Annotated in this window: 22 protein-coding genes; 10 read left to right on the plus strand and 12 right to left on the minus strand. The window is 70.4% G+C overall.

Features of this window, described 5'->3' with window-relative positions:
* Positions 1-47: 47 nt before the first annotated feature.
* Together murA and nadA are read right to left on the minus strand one after the other, a co-directional pair.
* Positions 48-1415 carry a UDP-N-acetylglucosamine 1-carboxyvinyltransferase gene (gene murA, locus KZ829_RS23910; protein ID WP_239140249.1) on the minus strand — a complete coding sequence of 456 codons (1368 nt, stop codon included), beginning with the start codon at positions 1413-1415 and terminating at the stop codon, positions 48-50.
* A gap of 194 nt (positions 1416-1609) precedes the next feature.
* Positions 1610-2788, minus strand: a complete 1179-nt coding sequence (gene nadA / locus KZ829_RS23915) for a quinolinate synthase NadA (RefSeq protein ID WP_220146144.1) — start codon at positions 2786-2788, stop codon at positions 1610-1612.
* 60 nt (positions 2789-2848) lie between these two features.
* Between nadA and KZ829_RS23920 the strand changes: the two genes are divergently transcribed.
* From KZ829_RS23920 to KZ829_RS23935, 4 genes are all read left to right on the plus strand, one after another.
* The gene (locus tag KZ829_RS23920; protein WP_220146145.1) at positions 2849-4027 is read left to right on the plus strand and encodes a glycerate kinase family protein; all 1179 of its coding nucleotides are present in this window, start codon (positions 2849-2851) and stop codon (positions 4025-4027) included.
* 131 nt (positions 4028-4158) lie between these two features.
* Positions 4159-4527, plus strand: coding sequence for an iron-sulfur cluster insertion protein ErpA (erpA, locus tag KZ829_RS23925; RefSeq protein ID WP_183226029.1), 369 nt, complete (start codon positions 4159-4161; stop codon positions 4525-4527).
* A gap of 106 nt (positions 4528-4633) precedes the next feature.
* A complete protein-coding gene (locus KZ829_RS23930; protein ID WP_220146146.1) occupies positions 4634-5611 on the plus strand; it encodes a carbohydrate kinase family protein in 978 nt (325 codons plus the stop codon).
* 7 nt (positions 5612-5618) lie between these two features.
* Positions 5619-6131: a P-loop nucleotide/nucleoside kinase family protein gene (locus KZ829_RS23935; protein WP_220146147.1), complete on the plus strand. Its 513-nt coding sequence runs from the start codon at positions 5619-5621 to the stop codon at positions 6129-6131.
* Between the two features lie 14 nt (positions 6132-6145).
* Here the strand turns inward: KZ829_RS23935 and KZ829_RS23940 are convergent, their stop codons facing one another.
* Both KZ829_RS23940 and KZ829_RS23945 read right to left on the minus strand, forming a co-directional pair.
* Entirely contained in the window at positions 6146-6355 is a 210-nt protein-coding gene (locus KZ829_RS23940) for a sulfurtransferase TusA family protein (protein ID WP_208467703.1), read from the minus strand.
* Positions 6352-7497 carry a cysteine desulfurase family protein gene (locus tag KZ829_RS23945; protein WP_220146148.1) on the minus strand — a complete coding sequence of 382 codons (1146 nt, stop codon included), beginning with the start codon at positions 7495-7497 and terminating at the stop codon, positions 6352-6354. The genes KZ829_RS23940 and KZ829_RS23945 overlap by 4 nt, the downstream gene beginning before the upstream one ends.
* A gap of 181 nt (positions 7498-7678) precedes the next feature.
* Between KZ829_RS23945 and ctaC the strand changes: the two genes are divergently transcribed.
* A complete protein-coding gene (gene ctaC / locus KZ829_RS23950; RefSeq protein WP_220146149.1) occupies positions 7679-8605 on the plus strand; it encodes an aa3-type cytochrome oxidase subunit II in 927 nt (308 codons plus the stop codon).
* Positions 8606-8616: 11 nt separating this feature from the next.
* Positions 8617-9075 carry a cytochrome c oxidase subunit 4 gene (locus tag KZ829_RS23955; RefSeq protein WP_220146150.1) on the plus strand — a complete coding sequence of 153 codons (459 nt, stop codon included), beginning with the start codon at positions 8617-8619 and terminating at the stop codon, positions 9073-9075.
* Between the two features lie 60 nt (positions 9076-9135).
* Here the strand turns inward: KZ829_RS23955 and KZ829_RS23960 are convergent, their stop codons facing one another.
* The 4 genes from KZ829_RS23960 to KZ829_RS23975 all read right to left on the minus strand — a co-directional run bounded on the left by KZ829_RS23960 (position 9136) and on the right by KZ829_RS23975 (position 11961).
* Positions 9136-9345 carry a hypothetical protein gene (locus KZ829_RS23960; protein ID WP_220146151.1) on the minus strand — a complete coding sequence of 70 codons (210 nt, stop codon included), beginning with the start codon at positions 9343-9345 and terminating at the stop codon, positions 9136-9138.
* A gap of 109 nt (positions 9346-9454) precedes the next feature.
* Positions 9455-10513: an anthranilate phosphoribosyltransferase gene (trpD, locus tag KZ829_RS23965; protein WP_220146152.1), complete on the minus strand. Its 1059-nt coding sequence runs from the start codon at positions 10511-10513 to the stop codon at positions 9455-9457.
* 35 nt (positions 10514-10548) lie between these two features.
* Positions 10549-10974: a hypothetical protein gene (locus KZ829_RS23970; protein WP_183226021.1), complete on the minus strand. Its 426-nt coding sequence runs from the start codon at positions 10972-10974 to the stop codon at positions 10549-10551.
* A gap of 48 nt (positions 10975-11022) precedes the next feature.
* Entirely contained in the window at positions 11023-11961 is a 939-nt protein-coding gene (locus KZ829_RS23975) for a cytochrome c oxidase assembly protein (RefSeq protein ID WP_308285634.1), read from the minus strand.
* A gap of 109 nt (positions 11962-12070) precedes the next feature.
* Between KZ829_RS23975 and ctaE the strand changes: the two genes are divergently transcribed.
* Genes ctaE through qcrB form a run of 4 tightly spaced genes read left to right on the plus strand, consistent with a single transcriptional unit; the run spans position 12071 to position 16262 of the window.
* Positions 12071-12667 (plus strand): aa3-type cytochrome oxidase subunit III, encoded by a 597-nt coding sequence (ctaE, locus tag KZ829_RS23980; protein ID WP_220146153.1) that lies wholly within the window; start codon positions 12071-12073, stop codon positions 12665-12667.
* Between the two features lie 48 nt (positions 12668-12715).
* Positions 12716-13564: a cytochrome bc1 complex diheme cytochrome c subunit gene (gene qcrC / locus KZ829_RS23985; RefSeq protein ID WP_220146154.1), complete on the plus strand. Its 849-nt coding sequence runs from the start codon at positions 12716-12718 to the stop codon at positions 13562-13564.
* Positions 13561-14664: a cytochrome bc1 complex Rieske iron-sulfur subunit gene (gene qcrA / locus KZ829_RS23990; protein WP_220146155.1), complete on the plus strand. Its 1104-nt coding sequence runs from the start codon at positions 13561-13563 to the stop codon at positions 14662-14664. Before qcrC ends, qcrA begins: the two co-directional genes overlap by 4 nt.
* Complete coding sequence (gene qcrB, locus KZ829_RS23995) at positions 14661-16262, plus strand: cytochrome bc1 complex cytochrome b subunit (RefSeq protein ID WP_220146156.1); 1602 nt, start codon at positions 14661-14663, stop codon at positions 16260-16262. The genes qcrA and qcrB overlap by 4 nt, the downstream gene beginning before the upstream one ends.
* 167 nt (positions 16263-16429) lie before the next feature.
* Here qcrB and KZ829_RS24000 read toward each other — a convergent pair whose 3' ends face one another.
* From KZ829_RS24000 to KZ829_RS24015, 4 genes are all read right to left on the minus strand, one after another.
* Positions 16430-17512, minus strand: coding sequence for a barstar family protein (locus tag KZ829_RS24000; RefSeq protein WP_220146157.1), 1083 nt, complete (start codon positions 17510-17512; stop codon positions 16430-16432).
* Positions 17513-17514: 2 nt separating this feature from the next.
* Positions 17515-17802, minus strand: a complete 288-nt coding sequence (locus KZ829_RS24005; protein WP_183217263.1) for an Lrp/AsnC family transcriptional regulator — start codon at positions 17800-17802, stop codon at positions 17515-17517.
* 78 nt (positions 17803-17880) lie between these two features.
* The gene (locus KZ829_RS24010) at positions 17881-18732 is read right to left on the minus strand and encodes a sugar phosphate nucleotidyltransferase (protein ID WP_308285635.1); all 852 of its coding nucleotides are present in this window, start codon (positions 18730-18732) and stop codon (positions 17881-17883) included.
* 1 nt (position 18733) lies between these two features.
* On the minus strand, positions 18734-19300 hold the full coding sequence (locus tag KZ829_RS24015) for an NUDIX hydrolase (protein WP_220146158.1): 567 nt from the start codon (positions 19298-19300) through the stop codon (positions 18734-18736).
* Positions 19301-19330 lie beyond the last annotated feature (30 nt).

Raw genomic sequence — 19330 nt, forward strand, 5'->3', positions numbered from 1 at the left:
GCGCGGTGTGTCACACACCGCGCCGTTGATCGTGACGAACCTGCAGCTCAGAGACGCTCGACGTGGGCGCCGAGAGCGGCCAGCTTCGCTTCGAAGTCCTCGTAGCCACGCTTGATCAGGTTGACGCCGTAGACCCGCGAGGTGCCCTCGGCGGCCAGCGCCGCGATCAGGTGCGCGAACCCGGCCCGCAGGTCGGGGATGCGCAGATCGGCGGCGTGCAGCTTGGACGGGCCGGCGATCACCGCGGAGTGCATGAAGTTGCGGCGGCCGAACCGGCACGGGGTGCCGCCCAGGCAGTCCCGGTAGACCTGGATGGTGGCGCCCATCTGGTTCAGCGCCTCGGTGTAGCCGAGCCGCTGCTCGTACACCGTCTCGTGCATGATCGAGATGCCCCGGGCCTGGGTCAGCGCCACCACCAGCGGCTGCTGCCAGTCGGTCATGAAGCCGGGGTGCACGTCGGTCTCCAGCGCGACGGCCTTCAGCTCGCCGCCCGGGTGCCAGAACTTGATGCCGCCCTCGGAGCCGGACACGCCCGCGCGGGCCACCCGGTCGTCGGTGATCTTCAGTTCGCCGCCGATCGAGCGGTAGACGTTCAGGAACGTCATCATGTCCTGCTGGCGGGCGCCCAGGACCTCGATCTCGCCACGGGTGGCGAGCGCCGCCGCGGCCCAGCTGGCCGCCTCGATCCGGTCCGGGATCGGCTTGTGCTCGTAGCCGTACAGCCGGGGCACACCCTGGATCTCGATGACCCGGTCGGTGTGCACTTTGATGATCGCGCCCATCTTCTGCAGGATGCAGATCAGGTCGATGATCTCCGGCTCGATCGCGGCGTTGCGCAACTCGGTGACGCCCTCGGCGCGGACCGCGGTGAGCAGCACCTGCTCGGTGGCGCCGACGCTCGGGTAGGGCAGCTCCAGCTTGGCGCCGTGCAGCCCGTTCGGGGCGCTCAGGTGCATGCCCTCGGGGGTCTTGTCGACGACCGCGCCGAACTCACGCAGGGCGCCGATGTGGAAGTCGATCGGGCGCGGGCCGATGTGGCAGCCGCCCAGGTCCGGGATGAACGCGTGACCGAGGCGGTGCAGCAGCGGCCCGCACAGCAGGATCGGGATCCGGCTGGAGCCCGCGTGGACGTTGATCTCGTCGGTGCTGGCGCTCTCCACGTTGGTGGGGTCCATCACCAGCTCGCCGTCCTCGACGCCGGCGGTGACCTTCACACCGTGCAGTTCGAGCAGTCCGCTGACCACCTCGACGTCGCGGATCCGCGGCACGTCGAAGAGGCGACTGGGGGACTCACCGAGCAGGGCGGCCACCATGGCCTTGGAGACGAGGTTCTTGGCGCCACGAACCCGGATCTGCCCCTGCAACGGCGTGCCACCGTGCACGACCAGGACATCTTCGGTCAACGTAACCTCCAGCCGGCGGGCGTGTCGCGCCCGATGATCGAGTAAGCAGAGCGCGGGCGGGGGTACCCGATTCTGCAACCGGGGAAGCATAGCGCTGAGTGACAACCACGGCAGCCGTGGCGATGCGTGAAACGCCGTTAAATGCTGATGGATGAGGCGCGCCAAGAGAATCCACCGTGCGGGTGGATTCAATCGACTACTCAGAGTTACGGCAAGGCGAGCATCTGGTCGAGGGCGACCCGGGCCTCATGGGCGGTCTTCTCGTCCACCGTGATCACATTCGGCACCCGTCCGGCGACCAGTTCCTCCAGCGTCCACACCAGGTGGGGGAGGTCGATCCGGTTCATGGTGGAGCAGTAGCAGACCGTCCGGTCAAGGAACATGATCTGTTTGTCCGGGTGGGCCAGCGCGAGACGGCGGACCAGGTTCAGCTCGGTGCCGACCGCCCACGCCGAACCGGGCTCGGCCGCGTCCAGGGCCTTGATGATGTACTCCGTGGAGCCCACGTAGTCGGCCGCCCGGACCACGTCGTGGCGGCACTCCGGGTGCACCAGGACGTTGACGCCCGGCACCCGCTCACGCACCTCGCGGACGCTGTCGATGGTGAACCGGCCGTGCACCGAGCAGTGGCCCCGCCACAGGATCATCCGGGCGTTCCGCAGCTGCTCACCGGTCAGGCCGCCCTGCGGCTTGTGCGGGTCGTAGAGGACGCAGTCGTCCAGGTCGAAACCCATCTCCAGCACGGCGGTGTTGCGGCCCAGGTGCTGGTCGGGCAGGAAGAACACCTTCGACCCCTGCTCGAACGACCAGTCCAGGGCGCGCTTCGCATTCGACGAGGTGCACACCACGCCCTTGTTGCGGCCGACGAAACCCTTGATGTCGGCGGACGAGTTCATATACGTCACCGGGACGATGTCGCCCGCGATGCCGAGGTCCTGGAAGTGCTCCCACGCCGTCTCGACCTGGCCGAGCACCGCCATGTCGGCCATCGAGCAGCCGGCCGCGAGGTCGGGCAGGATGACCCGCTGCTCCTTACCGGTCAGGATGTCGGCGCTCTCGGCCATGAAGTGGACACCGCAGAACACGATGAACTCGGCGGAAGGGCGGGCCGCCGCCTGCTGGGCCAGCTTGAACGAGTCGCCCGTCACATCGGCGAAGCGAATCACCTCGTCACGCTGGTAGTGATGCCCCAGCACGAACACCCGGTCGCCGAGCGCCGCCTTCGCCGCCTCGGCCCGGGCCACCAGGTCCGGGTCGCTCGGGGCGGGCAGCTCACCGGGGCAGTCCACGCCCCGCTCGCTGGCCGGGTCGGTGCCCTGCCCGAGCAGGAGCAGAGCCACAGGGGTGTTCGCGGGTTCGGTCCAGGTCGACGTCACGCCAGCCATGTTCGCACAGCGGATGAGACGGTAGCTGCGCCCCGGAGGGTGTGCTGCCACACTCGCGGTGTGCGCGTACTGATCTGTCCGGACAAGTTCGCCGGTACCCTTTCCGCCCCCGAAGTCGCCCAGGCCGTCGCCGACGGCTGGTCCGTCCCGGGTGACGTCCTCGTGCAACGGCCGCTCGCCGACGGCGGCCCCGGATTCGTCGAGGTCCTGGCCGCCGCGCTGGACCCGGTGGCCCGTGCGGCGCCAGCCGCCCGGGTCGGACCGTGCGGCGCCAGCCGCCCGGTCAGGCTGGACGGCCGGCGGATCCCGGTGGACACCGTCGACCCGCTCGGCCGCCCGGCCCGGGGCGAGATCCTGTACGCGAACGGCGTCGCCTACGTGGAGAGCGCCCAGGCCTGCGGGCTGCACCTGCTCTCCGCCGCCGAACGCGACCCCAGGGTGACCACCTCCTACGGCCTGGGCCTGCTGCTGGCCGCCGCCGTCGAGACCGGAGCGGCCGAGGTGGTCGTCGGGCTGGGCGGCTCCGCGGTCAACGACGCCGGCGCCGGCATGCTGGCCGCGCTGGGCGCCGCCCCGGTCGACGACGCCGGCCAGGCCCTGCCGTACGGCGGGATCCCGCTGATCACCGCGGCCGCCCTGGGCGGTGTCCCCCGGCTGCGGCAGGTGCGCCTGGTCGCCGCCACCGATGTGGACAACCCGCTGACCGGCCTGCACGGCGCCAGCAACGTCTTCGGCCCGCAGAAGGGCGCCGGCCGGGAGGACGTGCTGCGCCTGGACGCCGCCCTGGAGCACTTCGCCGGCGTGCTGGAGAAGGCGTTCGGGATCGAGGACCTGGCCACCCGCCCGGGCGGCGGCGCGGCCGGCGGTCTGGGCGCCGCGCTGATCGCCCTCGGCGGCACGGTCACCTCCGGCATCAACCTGGTCACGAACCTGATCGGCCTGGACCGCGAACTGGACGCCGCCGACCTGGTGATCACCGGCGAGGGCTCCTTCGACCACCAGTCGCTGCGGGGCAAGGTGGTCGCCGGGATCGCCGCCGGGGCCCGCGACCGGGGCCTGCCGTGCGTGGTGCTGGCCGGCCGCAACGAGACCGGGCACCGGGAGGCCGCGGCCGCCGGGGTTACCGAGACGCACACTCTTGTGGAGCATTTCGGCGACGTCGAGACGGCTCTCGCGGAACCGGCCCGTGGCCTGCGGGAACTCTCAAGTCGCCTGGCCGGGCAGTGGAGTCGTTCTTAGTCCGTTTCAGGGGCGGGGGCCGGGGTGGCCGGACGGGCGGTGATCTGTTCGGCCCCGGATTGGGAATCCGGGCGATTGGGGTTAGCGTTGCCTGGTACGGCACATGACCGCACCTGGCAGGGAGATACCTAGTGACCACTGAAGCGCACACCGAGTCGACCGAGGCGACCGCCCCGACCGGCGTCATCCTCACCGACGTCGCCGCGGTGAAGGTCAAGGCCCTGATCGAGCAGGAGGGGCGCGACGACCTGCGCCTGCGCATCGCCGTACAGCCCGGTGGCTGCTCCGGCCTGCGCTACCAGCTCTTCTTCGACGAGCGTTCGCTCGACGGGGACGTCGTCAGCGACTTCGACGGCGTCGAGGTCGTGGTGGACCGGATGAGCGCGCCGTACCTTGCGGGCGCGACCATCGACTTCGCCGACCGGATCGACGCTCAGGGTTTCACCATCGACAACCCGAACGCGCAGAACTCCTGCGCCTGTGGTGACTCGTTCCACTGAGGCAACCTTTGAACAGGCCGTCCCGTTGTACGGGGCGGCCTGTTCGCTGCTTCGGGCCGGTAGTCTCATCCCGTAACGCCCCCTGTTCCCTACCCCGAGGGCCGAAATGAAGATCGCCGTCACCGGCTCGATCGCCACCGACCATCTGATGCACTTCCCCGGCAAGTTCGCCGAGCAGCTCATCGCGGACCAGTTGCACAAGGTCTCGCTCTCCTTCCTCGTCGACGACCTCGTGGTCCGCCGTGGCGGTGTCGCCCCCAACATCGCCTTCGGGATGGGCAAGCTGGGCCTGCGCCCGCTTCTGGTGGGCGCGGTCGGCGCCGACTTCGGTGACTACCGTTCCTGGCTCGAGCGGCACGGGGTGGACTGCGGCTCGGTGCACGTCAGCGACACGGCGCACACCGCCCGGTTCGTCTGCACCACCGACGACGACCTCAACCAGATCGCCTCCTTCTACGCCGGGGCGATGGCCGAGGCGCGCAACATCGAGCTGCGGCCGGTGCACGAGCGGGCCGGCGGCCTCGACCTGGTGCTGGTCGGCGCGAACGACCCGGCCGCGATGATCCGGCACTCCGAGGAGTGCCGCGAGCGGGGTTACGCGTTCGCCGCCGACCCGTCGCAGCAGCTCGCCCGGATGGACGGCTCGGACGTGCTGAGCCTGATCGGCGGCGCGGAGTACCTGCTGACCAACGAGTACGAGCGGTCCCTGCTGGAGACCAAGGCCGGCCTCACCGGCGACCAGGTGCTGGAGCAGGTGAAGATCCGGGTCACCACGCTCGGCAAGGACGGTGTGGAGATCACCGGCCGGGGCATCGAGCGGATCCACGTGCCGGTCGTCCCGGACGTCATCGGCGAGGACCCGACCGGGGTGGGCGACGGCTTCCGGGCCGGCTTCTTCGCCGGTGTGTCGTGGGGGCTCGGGCTGGAGCGGTCCGCCCAGGTCGGCTCGCTGGTCGCGGCTCTGGTGCTGGAGACGGTCGGCACCCAGGAGTACGACATCAAGGCTCCCGACTTCACGAAGCGGTTCGCGTCGGCGTACGGCGACGAGGCGGCCGCGGAAGTCGCGCCGCTGCTCCCGGCGTGACCACGACATGGTGTTAGCGGTCTTCGCCGGGCTCCCCGGCGTCGGTAAGAGCACCCTGGCCGCCGCGGTGGCCGCCGACCTGCCCGCGACGGTCCTGGCCGTCGACACGGTCGACTTCACACTGCGGCGGTACGGGGTGCAGGAGCCCCGGCCCGGCTACGCCGCCTACGGGGTGGTGGCCGCGGTGGCCGAGGAGCAGCTCCGGATCGGCCACCACGTGATCATCGACGCGGTGAACCCGGTCCGGGCGGCGCGGCAGCTCTGGGTGGACCTGGCCGAGCGGATGGAGGTGCCGCTGCGGGTCGTCGAGGTGATCTGCGGCGACGACGTGGAGCACCGGCGCCGGGTCGAGGAGCGGTTCAAGGCGCGCGACCACGAGGGCATCCCGGACTGGGTGCGGGTCCTGGAACGCCAGGCGGAGTACGAGCCCTACCTGGGCCCGCGCCTGGTCGTCGACACCCACCTGGCCAAGGACCCGGTCCCCTCAGTGGTGGGCTACCTCGACGATCGCCGCCGCTGACTCAGCGGAGCCATTCAGCTCAGCCTTCTCACGTCGAAGGCCTGGCCGTCGGCGGCGACGAACTCCTGGCCCTTCATCCGGCACCAGGCGGGGATGTCGTTGGCCGCGGCCGGGTCGTCGGCGAGCACCCGCACGATCTCACCGACCGCCACGCCCGGAATGGCCCTGGCCAGCCGGATCACCGGGATCGGGCAGCGCAGGCCCCGGCAGTCCAGGGTGATCAGATCCCGGCCTCCTTCCGGATGGCGGCCACCACGTCCGGCAGCACGGTGAGGAATCTCTCGACGTCCGCCTCGGTGGTCTCCCGGTGCAGCGACACCCGGACGTTGCCGTGGCTGAGCACACCCATCGCCTCCAGCACGTGACTCGGGCGCAGCGTCGACGAGGTGCACGAGGAACCGGACGAGACGGCGAAACCGTGCCGGTCCAGGGCGTGCAGCAGGGCCTCGCCGTCGACGTACAGGCAGCTGAACGTGACCAGGTGCGGCAGCCGCTCGACCGGGTCGCCGACGATCTCCACGTCCGGCACGGTGGCGGCCACCCGCTCCCGGATCCGGTCGACCAGGGCGCTCAGCCGGACCGCCTCGCTCCGCGCCTCGGCCACCACGGCACGGAGGCTCGCGGCCGCCGCGACCACGGCCGGCAGCGAGAGCGCGCCCGGGTGGCGGGGGCGATAAAGATCATCTTGAGGGTACGGGGACAGCCAGCGCACACCCTTGCGCACCACCAGCACCCCGACTCCCGCCGGACCGCCCCACTTGTGTGCCGAGGCGCTCAGCAGCGACCAGCCCGGCGGCACCGGCGCCCGGCCCACGGTCTGCGCCGCGTCCACGAACAGCGGCACCCCGGCCTCGGCGCACAGCTCCGCGGCGGCGGCCACCGGCTGCACCGTGCCCACCTCGTGACTGGCACTGATCAGGCTCGCCAGGGCCACCCCGCCGGCCCGGACCGCGGTGGCCCACGCGTCCAGGTCGAGCCGGCCCAGCCGGTCCACGCCGACCTCCACCGCCTCGGCCGTACGCGCGGCGTGCAGCACCGCCGAGTGCTCGATCGCCGAATGCACCAGCACCCGGCCCACCCGCGCGCGGCCGCCCAGCCCGCCGAGGACCGCCGCCTGGGCCGCCGCCGTGCCGGATGGCTGGAAACTCACCTCGTCCGCCCGTACGGCCAGGATCTCGGCGACCACCGCGGTGGCCGCCTCGTGCAGATGCTGGGCCCGCCGCCCGGCCGCGTAGAGCCGGGACGGGTCGGCCCAGCCGTCGGCGAGGGCGGCGAGCAGCGCCTCCCGTGTCACCGGATGCGGCGGAGCCGCGGTGGCCGAGTCCAGGTAAGCGGGCGCCCCGGCCGGATCGCCTGTGTAATCCACACAGGGAACGGTATCGTCCGGTTGTCCGGGTGTTTTCCAGGACGGGTCGCTCCCACGCCAGGGCCCCAAGCCCCCCGGTGGCTGATCGCCGTGGCCTGGTCGAGTAATGTGCGACCGTCAGTGAGCCTTGCCGCCAGGTGTCCGGTTTCGGCAGGCGGCGCTGCTAAGGAGGCAGAAGCAGGTGGGCGCAAGGAGTTCGGCCACACGGCCGCGGGCAGTAGGCCGGGCGGCCGGGCTGGTTCTCGGCGGCGCGACGCTGCTGACGCTGCTCTCGGGCTGTTCGATCGAGGACTGGGGTTCCGCATTCGGTAACTTCGGCTGGCCGAGCCGGGGCATCAGTCTGCAGGCCCACGAGATGTACGACCTGTGGATCGCGTCGACGATCGCCGCCCTGACGGTCGGCATCGGCGTGTGGGGTCTGATCTTCTGGTGTGTGATCCGGTACCGCAAGCGCGGCGAAGAGCTGCCCGTGCAGACCCGGTTCAACATGCCGATGGAGATCCTCTACACGGTCACGCCGATCCTGATCGTCGCGGTTCTCTTCTTCTACACCGCGGTCGTGCAGACCAGTGTCGACAAGCTGTCCAAGAATCCGGACCAGGTCGTCGAGGTCGTGGCGTTCAAGTGGAACTGGCAGTTCAACTACCGTGACGGGATGGGCGAGGACGCCAACACGGTCGCCTCGACCATCGGCTCGTCCGATGTGATCCCGATCCTGGTCCTCCCGGTCGGACAGACGATCCGGTTCGAGGAGACCAGCAAGGACGTCATCCACTCGTTCTGGGTGCCGGAGATGCTGTTCAAGCGGGACGTCTTCCCGGGCAGCGTGCGCAACGTGTTCGAGGTGACCCTCGACAAGGAGGGCCGTTACGTCGGCCGGTGCGCCGAGCTGTGCGGCACGTACCACGCTTTCATGAACTTCGAGCTGGTGACGGTCTCGTCCGAGAAGTTCGACCGGTTCCTCGCGGCGAAGAAGGCCGGGCAGTCGACGCCGGAGGCGCTCATCGCGATCGGCGAGGCGCCGTTCGCCACGAAGACGTCGCCGTTCAACACGCGTCGTCAGCAGCACTCCTGGAACCAGCCCGACACCGTAGCCGCAGGGAAGTAAGGGGACTCTCGATGAGGACCGAATACAAGATCTTCGCCGCGGTCGCCGTGTTCCTCTTCGGCGCGGCCGCCGTGTACGGGCTCTACACGCTCAACACCGGGAACGCGTCCGGCACCGCCGACGGGTACGAGGGCGGCACCGAGTGGGTCGGCGTGGTCGCGCTGATCCTCTCCGGACTGCTGTGCACGATGTGCGCGGGCTTCTTCTGGTTCGTCGCCCGGCGTATCGACCTGCGCCCGGAGGACCGGGAGGACGGCGAGATCGCCGAGGGCGCCGGCGAGGTCGGCTTCTTCAGCCCGGGCAGCTACTGGCCGTTCGGCATCGCGCTGGCGGCGGCGGTGGCCGGCATCGGCCTGGTGTTCTGGATGTGGTGGCTGCTGGCCTTCGGCCTGGTCTGCGTCATCCTCACCTCGTGCGGCCTGCTGTTCGAGTACTACTCGGGCACCCGGCACCCGGAAGCTCACCTCTGAGTCTCTCCAGCTGAGAAAAGCCCGCCTTCCCGTCAGGGGAGGCGGGCTTTCTCGTTGCGCCTAGGCCGCGGCAGACCGCTGAGCGGGCGCCACACGCCTTTTCTCGCCGCTGGGCATCCACAGGTGTACGACGATCGGGGCGACCACCTCAGCGGCTCCACAGCGGGTGCAGACCAGCTCAGGGCAGTCGTCGTGGCCGTCCTCGCACGGCGGCACCTCGAACAGCATGTCGCCGTCGCAGATGGCGCACCGGAGTTCGCGCTCCTGCACGGGGTTCTCCCTCCACGGGAAGCCGGATTACCCGAATGTCATTCAGACGTTGTCATGTATATCGGACATCACTGGGCATTCTCGACGGCGTGTTGCGGGATTCTTGCGGCTACTCGGCGCTTTTTGCCGCCTGCGCGGCCGCCACCCAGCGGTCCAGCCGGGCGGTCGTGGCGCCGGAGTCGATCGCCGCGGCGGCCCGCTTGATGCCGTCCCGCAGCGTCTCGTGGAAGTCGCCCGGGAAGCCGCTCTGCGCCGCGAACGCGGCCGCCGCGTTGAGGAGCACGGCGTCGCGCACCGGGCCCTGCTCACCGGCGAACGTGCGGCGGGCCACGTCGGCGTTGAACGCCGCGTCACCACCCCGCAGATCGGCCGGCCGGCTGCGCGCCAGGCCCAGGTCGGCGGCGTCGACCAGCAGCTCCTCCACCTTGCCGTCCCGGGCCATCCAGACCCGGGTGGGCGCCGCCGTGGTGAACTCGTCCAGCCCGTCCTCGCCGCGCACCACCAGCGCCGAGTCGCCGCGCCCGGCGAACACCTCGGCCATCACCGGGGCCATCCGCGGGTCGAAGCAGCCGACCATGGCCGCCGTCGGGCGGGCCGGGTTGGTCAGCGGGCCCAGCACGTTGAAGAAGGTCGGCACGCCCAGCTCACGCCGGGTCACCGCGGCGTGCCGCATGCCCGGGTGGTAGCGGGCCGCGAAGCAGAAGCCGATGCCCGCCTCCTCGACCGTGCGGGCCACCCCGGCCGGGCCCAGGTCCAGCGGCAGGCCGAAGTGCTCGAGCAGATCGGCCGTGCCGGTGGTGGAGGACGCCGACCGGTTGCCGTGCTTGACCACGGTCACCCCGGCGGAGGCCGTGACGATCGCCGCCATGGTGGAGATGTTCACCGTGTTGGCCCGGTCGCCGCCGGTGCCGACCACGTCCACCGCCCGGGTCCGGGTCTCCTCCGGCAGCCGGACCAGCGTGGCGCTGGCGAGCATCGCCTGCACCAGGCCGGCCAGCTCGGCCGGAGTCTCACCCTTGGACCGCAGCGCTATCGCGAACCCGGCGATCTGCACCGGCGTCGCGTTGCCGGCCATGATCTCGCCCATCGCCCACGCGGTGTCCTCGGTGGCGAGCTCCTCGCCACGAAGCAGTGCGCTGGTCAGATTGGGCCAGGTGCGTGCGCCCATGGCGGGGCCTCCCAAAGAGGGTTTCGTCAGAGAAGTCAGCGGGGAACGGTGCCCAGGGTGCCGAGCGGGACGGCTCCGTCGCGGCGGGCGCGGAGCATGCCGGCCACCGTCTGACCGGTGGTCACCGGGTCGAGCGGGGCGACCAGCGTGGCGTCGACCTGCGCGTAGGCGGCGAGCCAGCGGTCCGCGGCGCGGGCGATGACGACGCAGGTGGGCGGCGGGTTCAGATACTCGTCCTTGGTCTGACGGGCGATCCCGATGCCGCCGGCGGGGGTCGCCTCGCCGTCCAGCATCATCAGGTCGATCTCGTACTCGTCGAGCAGCCGGCGGCACTCCTCCCAGGAGGCCGCCTCGCAGAACTCGACCTTGAGATCAGCGGCGGGACGCGTGCCGATGGCGAGCCGGATCCGGTCTCGCACGGCGGCGTCGTCGCTGTAGAGCAGAACGGTGTACTCGCTCATCTTGTGCCCCACCTCACGTCCTAGGTCCCGCCGATCGTACCGAACTTGTTATCCGGCGTCGGGTGCCGGGCGGCCCGCTTTCTCGGCCGCCTCGGCACGGTCCAGGGCGCGGTCGATCCGGCGGGCCTCACGCTCCGACTGACGGACCCACTGGACCACCAGGATGCCGAGCATCGTGACGCTGACGATCTCGCCGCCGGCCCACAGGATCCCGCCCGCGGTGACCTGGTCGGCCTTGGGATCCAGCCAGCTCAGGCCCAGGCTCGGGTACCAGTCGCCGCCGAGCAGCTCGGTGCTCTGCATGATCGTCAGCCCCAGCACCGTGTGGAACGGCACGCTCAGCACCATGAGCAGGGCGCGGCCCGGGTACGGCCAGCGGTTCGGCAGCGGGTCCAGACCCAGCAGCGGCCAGAAGAAGAGGCAGCCGGTGATGATGAAGTGCAGGTGGACGAACTCGTGCGCCCAGACGTGTTCCAGGGTCTGCCGGTACGCCCCGGTGAAGTAGAGGACGAACGGGTTCGCGATGAACAGCCCGAACGCGACCAGCGGGAACGTCAGGACCCGGACGTAGCGGCTGTGCAGCACGGCGAGCAGCGTCCTGCGCGGCGGCCCGTGCAGGACCCGCAGCGCCAGGGTGGTCGGCGCGCCCAGGGCCAGGAAGATCGGGCCCACCATGGACAGCACCATGTGCTGGACCATGTGCACCGAGATCAGGGTCGTGTCGTACGCCTCGATGCCGGTGACGGTCACCGCCGCGATCGAGCCCAGTCCACCAGCGACGAACGCCGCCGTGCGCCCGGCCGGCCAGTGGTCACCACGCTGCCGTAGGCGCCAGACGCCGTACCCGTAGAGCGCCGCCGACACCAGCAGACCCAGCGCGATCAGGCTGAAGACGTTGAGTTCGGTGAAGACGGCCGCCGGGGTGAACGGCGGAAGACCAGTGTCCCCGGCATCGGCCGCGAGTGTGGGCAAAACGTGAGAACGCACCACTCGAGGCTAGGCCTACCCGCTGCTCACGGATTATTCCGGGCCTCCCACCCGGCCGGATTGGGGACCCCGGAGGACCTTGGGCCTATCTCGGATGAATAATGAGGCCGTGACAGCGGCAGCCATCGACAAGAGCCGGATCCACTCGCTGACCCGACCCAACATGGTCAGCGTCGGGACCATCGTGTGGCTCTCCAGTGAGCTCATGTTCTTCGCGGCGTTGTTCGCGATGTACTTCTCCATCCGTGCGGCGGACCCCGGCATGTGGGAACACCACACCGAGGCGCTCAACATCCCGTACGCCACGACGTTCACGGTGATCCTGGTTCTCTCGTCGGTGACCTGCCAGCTCGGCGTCTTCGCCGCCGAGAAGGGCGACGTGTTCGCGCTGCGGCGCTGGTTCACGATCACCTTCGTGATGGGGCTGATCTTCGTGCTCGGCCAGGTCAACGAGTACGTGACCCTGGTCGGCCACGGCGTGAAGATCAACGCCGACGGGTACGGGTCGATGTTCTACCTGACGACCGGGTTCCACGGTCTGCACGTGACCGGCGGCCTGATCGCCTTCATCATCTACATGATCCGGACGACCATGGGCCGCTTCACGCCGGCTCAGGCCACCTCGGCCATCGTCGTGTCCTACTACTGGCACTTCGTCGACGTGGTGTGGATCGCCCTGTTCGCCATGATCTATTGGCTTCAGTAGCAGCGCCGACGGCGAGGATCGCAACAACAAACCAGAGGGACATAACCCATGACTTCTGACACCCCCGCCCGCAGGCGTGCCCGGGTGTTCTCCCGGCGGCGCGGCGCGCCCAGCCGGGTGCGCCGGAGGCTCGGCGCCGCGGCGCGCATGTTCGCCGCACTGGCGCTGGCCGGCGGCGTCTACACCGCGTTCACCCCGGGCGCGTTCGCCGAGGACAACGTCCCGCTCTCCGCTGCCGCGCAGGAGGGCAAGGCGCTCTTCGACACCAGCTGCATCACCTGTCACGGGCGTGACGGCCAGGGTGTCGACGGGCGTGGACCCAGCCTGATCGGCGTCGGCTCCGCCTCGGTGGAGTTCCAGGTCGGCACCGGCCGCATGCCGATGGCCCGCCAGGAGGCCCAGGCCGAGCAGAAGCCGCCGCAGTTCGACGAGACCCAGACCGAGCAGCTCGGGCAGTACATCCAGGAGCTCGGCGGCGGCCCGGAGATTCCGGAGGGCCCGCTCGTCGAGGACCTGGAGGCCAACCCGGGAGCGCTGGCCGAGGGCGGCAAGCTGTTCCGGGTCAACTGCACCTCCTGCCACGGCTTCGGTGGCGGCGGTGGCGCGCTCTCCTCGGGCAAGTTCGCCCCGAGCCTGGGCGACGCCACGGCCGAGCAGATCTACGCCGCCATGCTCACCGGCCCGCAGAACATGCCGGTCTTCGGTGACAACCAGCTCACGCCGGACCAGAAGAAGCAGATCATCACCTACATCCAGGTCCAGCTCCAGGAGGACAAGGACCCGGGCGGTCTGTTCAACCTGGGCCGTTACGGGCCGTCGACCGAGGGTATGGCCATCTTCCTGGTCGGCATCACCCTGCTGGTCTTCACGTCTCTCTGGATTGCGGGGAAGTCATGACGGCGGTCCATCACTCCGGCGAGGCCGGTACGCCGGTCGACGTCAACGACCCGCACCTGACGCGGTTCGACGTCGTCAAGGAAGGCCTCCGGCGCGACGACATCGAGATCGTCACGTACGAGTCGCACTTCCACGGGCAGAACTCCAAGGCGGAGAAGCGGGTCGTCCGCAACATCTCCTTCCTGTTCGTGCTCTCCGGCCTGTTGAGCGCGGCGTTCCTGGTCTTCTACATCGTCTGGCCGTGGGAGTTCGAGCTCGGCCACACGCTGAGTGACTACTACACGCCGATCCTGGGCGTCACGCTCGGCCTCGGCCTGCTGGCGCTCGGCTTCGCGATCCTGGCCTGGGCCAAGAAGCTGCTGCCGCACGAGCTGTCCATCCAGCAGCGGCACGGCGACCCGTCGTCCGACGACGAGCGCCTGATCACCGGGCAGACCATGCTCTACGTGGCGGACGAGCTGGGCGTCCAGCGCCGGCCGCTGCTCAAGGGCGCGATCGGCCTCGGCATGCTGCCGCTCGGCCTGGCCGCCGCGGCCCCGCTGGTCGGTGGCCTGATCAAGAACCCGCACGGCGACCCCGAGCCGATGATGTTCCGCACCGGCTTCAACCCGGTGGAAAACGGGAACAAGCTGGTCCGCCTCACCCGTGAGGACGGCACCCCGATCCGCCCCGAGGACGTCAGCACGGGCGGCCAGATGACCGTCTTCCCGGGCATCCCGCACGGCGCCACCAACCAGCACGCCGACTCGCCGACGCTGCTCATCCACCTCCGGGCGGACGACGCGGCCGAGACCCGGAAGAACGCCGAGGCGGACGCCAACGGCCGTAACAAGGGCTCGATGTACGGCAACTACGTGGCGTACTCCAAGATCTGCACGCACGCGGGCTGCCCCGCCAGCCTCTACGAGCAGCAGACCAACCGTCTTCTCTGCCCGTGCCACCAGTCGCAGTTCCTCATCACCAACAACGCGCAGCCGGTCTTCGGACCCGCGACTCGGCGTCTGCCGATGCTGCCGCTTACAGTGGACGAGGAAGGTTTCTTCGTGGCAGCGTCCGACTTCAAGGACACCGTCGGACCTGACTTCTGGGAGCGGCCGTGAAGCGCCGAAAGATGGACCTCTCCGAGGCTCCGACCAACTTCGCCAAGGGGGTGGACGACCGGTTCCAGGCAGCCACCCCGCTGCGCGGCCTGCTGAACAAGGTCTTCCCGGACCACTGGTCCTTCCTGCTCGGCGAGATCGCCCTGTTCTCGTTCATCGTGCTGCTGCTCAGCGGCGTGTTCCTCACCCTCTTCTTCGACCCGTCGATGAGGGAGGTGGCGTACGACGGCTCCTACCTGGGCCTGCGCGGCGTCGAGATGTCGGCGGCCTACGCGTCCACGCTGCACCTGTCGTTCGAGGTCCGCGGCGGCCTCTTCATGCGGCAGATGCACCACTGGGCGGCGCTGCTGTTCATGGCGTCGATCATCGTGCACATGGCCCGCATCTTCTTCACCGGCGCGTTCCGCAAGCCGCGTGAGATCAACTGGGTCATCGGCGTCATCCTCTTCCTGCTGGGCTTCTTCGCCGGCTTCACCGGTTACTCGCTCCCGGACGACGGCCTCTCCGGCACCGGTCTGCGCATCGCCTCGGCGATCATGCTGACCATCCCGGTCATCGGCACCTGGCTCTCGGCGGCGGTCTTCGGCGGCGAGTTCCCCGGCGAGTTCATCATCGGCCGGTTCTACATCGCGCACGTGCTGCTCATCCCGGGCCTCCTGCTCGCGCTGATCGCGGCCCACCTGGGCATCGTGTTCAAGCAGAAGCACACCCAGTGGCCGGGCCCGCTGCGCACCAACGAGAACGTGGTCGGCGAGCGGATGTTCCCGCGCTACGCGATGAAGCAGGGCGGCTTCTTCATGGCCGTCTTCGGTGTCATCGCGCTGATGGCCGGCGTGTTCCAGATCAACCCGATCTGGCTCTTCGGCCCGTACCGCGCGGCCGAGGTGTCGTCGGCCTCGCAGCCCGACTTCTACGTCATGTTCATGGACGGTCTCGTCCGGCTCATGCCGAACTGGCAGATCTACATCTTCAACTACAGCATCCCGCCGATGTTCTGGCCGGCCGTCGTGGGCCTGGGCGCGCTGTTCACCCTGCCCATGGCGTACCCGTGGCTGGAAGCGCGCAAGCTCAAGGACAAGCGCACCCACCACCTGCTCGAGCGCCCGCGGGACAACCCGGAGCGCGTCGGCATCGGCATGATGTCGCTGACGTTCTTCCTGGTCGCCACGCTCTCCGGCGCCAACGACGTGATCGCGGACAAGTTCCACATCAGCCTGAACGCGATGACCTGGGCGGGCCGCATCGGCCTGGTCATCCTGCCGCCGCTGGCCTACTACATCGCGTTCCGCATCTGCCTCGGTCTGCAACAGCACGACCGCCAGGTGCTGGCACACGGCGTCGAGACCGGCATCATCAAGCGTCTCCCGAACGGCCAGTTCGTCGAGATCCACCAGCCGCTCGGCCCGGTCGACGACCACGGCCACCCGATCCCGCTGGAGTACGCCGGCTGGGTCGTCCCGAAGAAGATGAACCGCATCGGCGCCCTGGCTCCGGCGATCAAGGGCTTCTTCTACCCGGTCGAGAAGCCGGCCGAGACCCCGGTCTCCCCGGCCGTGGGCGGCCCCGTGAAGCGCGAGGAGATCAAGTCCGGCCGCTGAGGCCGGGTGTCACTCTCCGGAAGGCCCGTCAGACATCTGCCTGGCGGGCCTTCTCCCTTTTCCGGTACGGGCACGCCCGTACCGGAAGAAATCACCCCGTCCCGCCGAGCCACGCGAGGCGCTGCCCACTCCCGGCCGCGGCGCGCCCGCCGGGCCGGAGTGGGTGGTCACCCGCCCGGTACGACCGTCACGCGGTCTCCCTCGGTGAGAAGACCGACGAGGTAGTCGACCTCGTCGCCGCCGAGGCTCGTCCGGGCCACCGGGAAGTGGCTCCACTCCAGGCGGAACGGGGTGGTGGCGCCCCATCGGCCGCGGAGGCAGTCGTCGACGGCGTCGAGGTTCCAGCCGAAGTAGCCACCGGGGCCGTTGATCGCCTCACCGAGCGCGCAGTAGAAGCCGTTCACGTCGGTGACGTACCGGCCGTCCAGGTGGTAGACCGCACCCGCGGGCCGGTCGGGGGAGTCGTGCCGGTGGCCGGCCAGGGCCAGCCGGAGCCACTCGTGACGCGTCGCGGTGTCCAGAGGGTGCCAGGTGCCCGGCGCGCCGGGCGGCCGCTCCAGCCAGCCGTCCCAGAGCGCCCGGGCCCGCGCCGGGATCGGGTCGATCATCCCGCCGTCCAGGTCGACGTCGAACAGCTCCGGGCCGAGCGGGGACGGCCGGACCGCCGTCACGTCCGCGAACACTCCCGGTTCGAGGGTGCCCAGCTTCCGCCCGTCGGCGGCCAGGCCGGAGACGGAGGCGGCGATCCGAAGGCGCCCCGGGCGCCATCTCGCCAGGCGATCCCGGAACCACGGCTCCGGCCGGAAACCGATCAGGCGCACGCTGGGTGGCTCCAGCTCCGGACGCTCGCGGTAGACGCCCTCGACCGCACGGCAGCGGGCCAGCGTGGTGTCGTCCGGCAGGCTGAGCCGGAACCGGTCGACGGAGCCGGCCGGCATCTCGGTTTCCGGCCGCAGATGGTGCTCGGCGTGCACCCGCCCGGTCAGCTCGACCCGGCCGTCGCCGGCGCCCACCACGGTCACGTCCCGCAGCCACGTGTCGTGCGGCGGGGCCTCCAGGCACACCTCACCGAGGCGGCCCCGCAACCCCGGCTCGGGATCGCAGTCCACCAGCGCGAACCGTTCCAGGCCGGGCTCGGGCAGGTCGGCGAACAGCCCGTCGATCTCGGCGCACGTCCCGACCGGCCGGGACAACTCGGGCTCGGGTAGGTCGTCGCTGTACTCGTCGGTCAGCAGCCAGAGCGGGCGCAACGTCAGTCGGCGTCCGGCAGGCCGATGGCGAAGGCGTCCTCGAGGTCGTGCTTCGAGTAGGCGCGGAAGGCCACGAACGTCTCGCTGTTGATCACGCCGGGCGTCTTGGAGATCCGCCCCGCGATCACCTCGGCGATGTCGTCGAAGTGCGGCACCCGGACGATCGCGATCAGATCCACGCCTCCGGCCACGGAGTAGACCTCACTCACCCCGTCCAGTGCGGCCAGCGCTCCGGCCACCTCCGGAATCGAGTCGGTCGCGCAGTCGATGTGGACGATCGCGGTGTTCACCAGCGCACTCCTCGTCTCTGAGGACAAAAGTGGGTCGCGCTCATGCTATGCCCACCCGGCCCCGCCCCGCACACGCCCTCAGACCTGGACGGTCAGGCCGGTGGCCGTCCGGATGGCCTCGGTGAGGTGCTCGCCCGGCGCGACGTGGGCGCCCGGCAGGAGCACCGACCGGTGGACCGTGCCCTCGACGACCGAGCCCGCGCCGAGCACCGACGCGACGGCCTCTCCGGTGACCCGGGCCGAGGGGTCGGCCAGGGTGGCGCCGCCGGCGACGTGCAGGTTGGCGGCCAGGTAGTCGGCCGGGGTGCCGGTGTCCAGGTAGAAACCCTGGTAGCCGATCAGCTCCAGCTCGCCGGCCGCCTCGGCCGGGCGCCACACGGTCCGGACCAGGCTGCTGTCCACGTCGGCCAGGTCCTTGGCGTAGCGCCACGGGATGAGCGAGAAGCCGGCGAACCGGTGCCCGCTGAACCCGCCGGTCTCGCCCGGACGGCACGGCATGGTCAGCATCCGCACGGTCTCGCCGGACCAGCCGTCCAGCAGGGCCGCGATGTCCTTACCCGGGTCGCGGGCCGGATCGTGCAGGTAGGCGTCGGCGTTCCCGGCCAGGATCGCGCGGCCGTCGATCCACGGGCGCAGCCGGCCGATGCCGCCGGAGGTGCCGATCGGGCCGTCCGGCTCCACCGACAGGTGGGCGCGGTGGCCGACGTGGGCCACCACCTGCGAGGCCAGGTAGGCGGCGTTCACGGCGACGTCGGCCGGGCCGGACAGGCCGAGACCGGCCAGCCGGCGCAGGGCGTGGTCGAGCAGGGGCAGGTTGCCGACCGGGCAGAGCGACTTCGGCAGCGTCTCGGTGATCGGCCGCAGGCGCCGGCCCTCACCGGCGGCCAGCACCGCGCCGCACACCGGCACGGGGGTGGGAGGAATCGTCACGTCACTCCCCAGAGGCCGGGGACGGGATGTGGTAGCTGCCGGCCGGGATGGACGGCGGCAGTTCGCCGGCGCGCGGCCCGAGGCCGTAGATGCCGAGCAGCCGGGCGGTGGGCCAGGTCAGGTCCGGCAGGTCGTCGACCGGGAACCAGCGGGCTTCCAGGACCTCGCCACCGTCGACCGCCAGCGGGGTGCTCGACGCCGGCACCGAGCCGAACCAGACGGTGTCGACCACGCCACCGTTCGGGTGGACGATCGCGTTCGGGTTGCCGGGCGTCAGATCACCGGGCTCCACGCGGACCCCCGCCTCTTCGAAGAGCTCGCGGGCGGCGCCCACCGCGGGCAGTTCGCGGCGCTTGAGAAGGCCGGCCGGAAGGCCCCAGCCGCGGCCCGGCGGCTGGCGCAGCAGGAGGATGCGCCGGGGACCGTCGGTCTCCGCATCGCTGATGATCGTCACCGCGCCGACCAGGTACTTGGGCGAGACCATCCGGGCCACGTGCCGGCGGACCGGTAGTGGCAGCCCGTAGAAGGCCTGATACGCGAGGCCGCGGATCTGCCGGGGAATGTTCACGGCGTAAGGCTAACGGGGGAGGCTGTGCGG

This window comes from Actinoplanes hulinensis, from assembly GCF_019429605.1.
Lineage (GTDB): Bacteria > Actinomycetota > Actinomycetes > Mycobacteriales > Micromonosporaceae > Actinoplanes > Actinoplanes campanulatus.

Coding starts and splice junctions, on each gene's coding strand:
- nadA (WP_220146144.1), bottom strand. CDS start 2,788: ATGGCTGGCGTGACGTCGACCTGGACCGAACCCGCGAACACCCCTGTG.
- qcrA (WP_220146155.1), top strand. CDS start 13,561: ATGACGGCGGTCCATCACTCCGGCGAGGCCGGTACGCCGGTCGACGTC.
- qcrC (WP_220146154.1), top strand. CDS start 12,716: ATGACTTCTGACACCCCCGCCCGCAGGCGTGCCCGGGTGTTCTCCCGG.
- trpD (WP_220146152.1), bottom strand. CDS start 10,513: ATGGGCGCACGCACCTGGCCCAATCTGACCAGCGCACTGCTTCGTGGC.
- KZ829_RS23930 (WP_220146146.1), top strand. CDS start 4,634: ATGAAGATCGCCGTCACCGGCTCGATCGCCACCGACCATCTGATGCAC.
- KZ829_RS23955 (WP_220146150.1), top strand. CDS start 8,617: ATGAGGACCGAATACAAGATCTTCGCCGCGGTCGCCGTGTTCCTCTTC.
- KZ829_RS23970 (WP_183226021.1), bottom strand. CDS start 10,974: ATGAGCGAGTACACCGTTCTGCTCTACAGCGACGACGCCGCCGTGCGA.
- KZ829_RS23935 (WP_220146147.1), top strand. CDS start 5,619: ATGGTGTTAGCGGTCTTCGCCGGGCTCCCCGGCGTCGGTAAGAGCACC.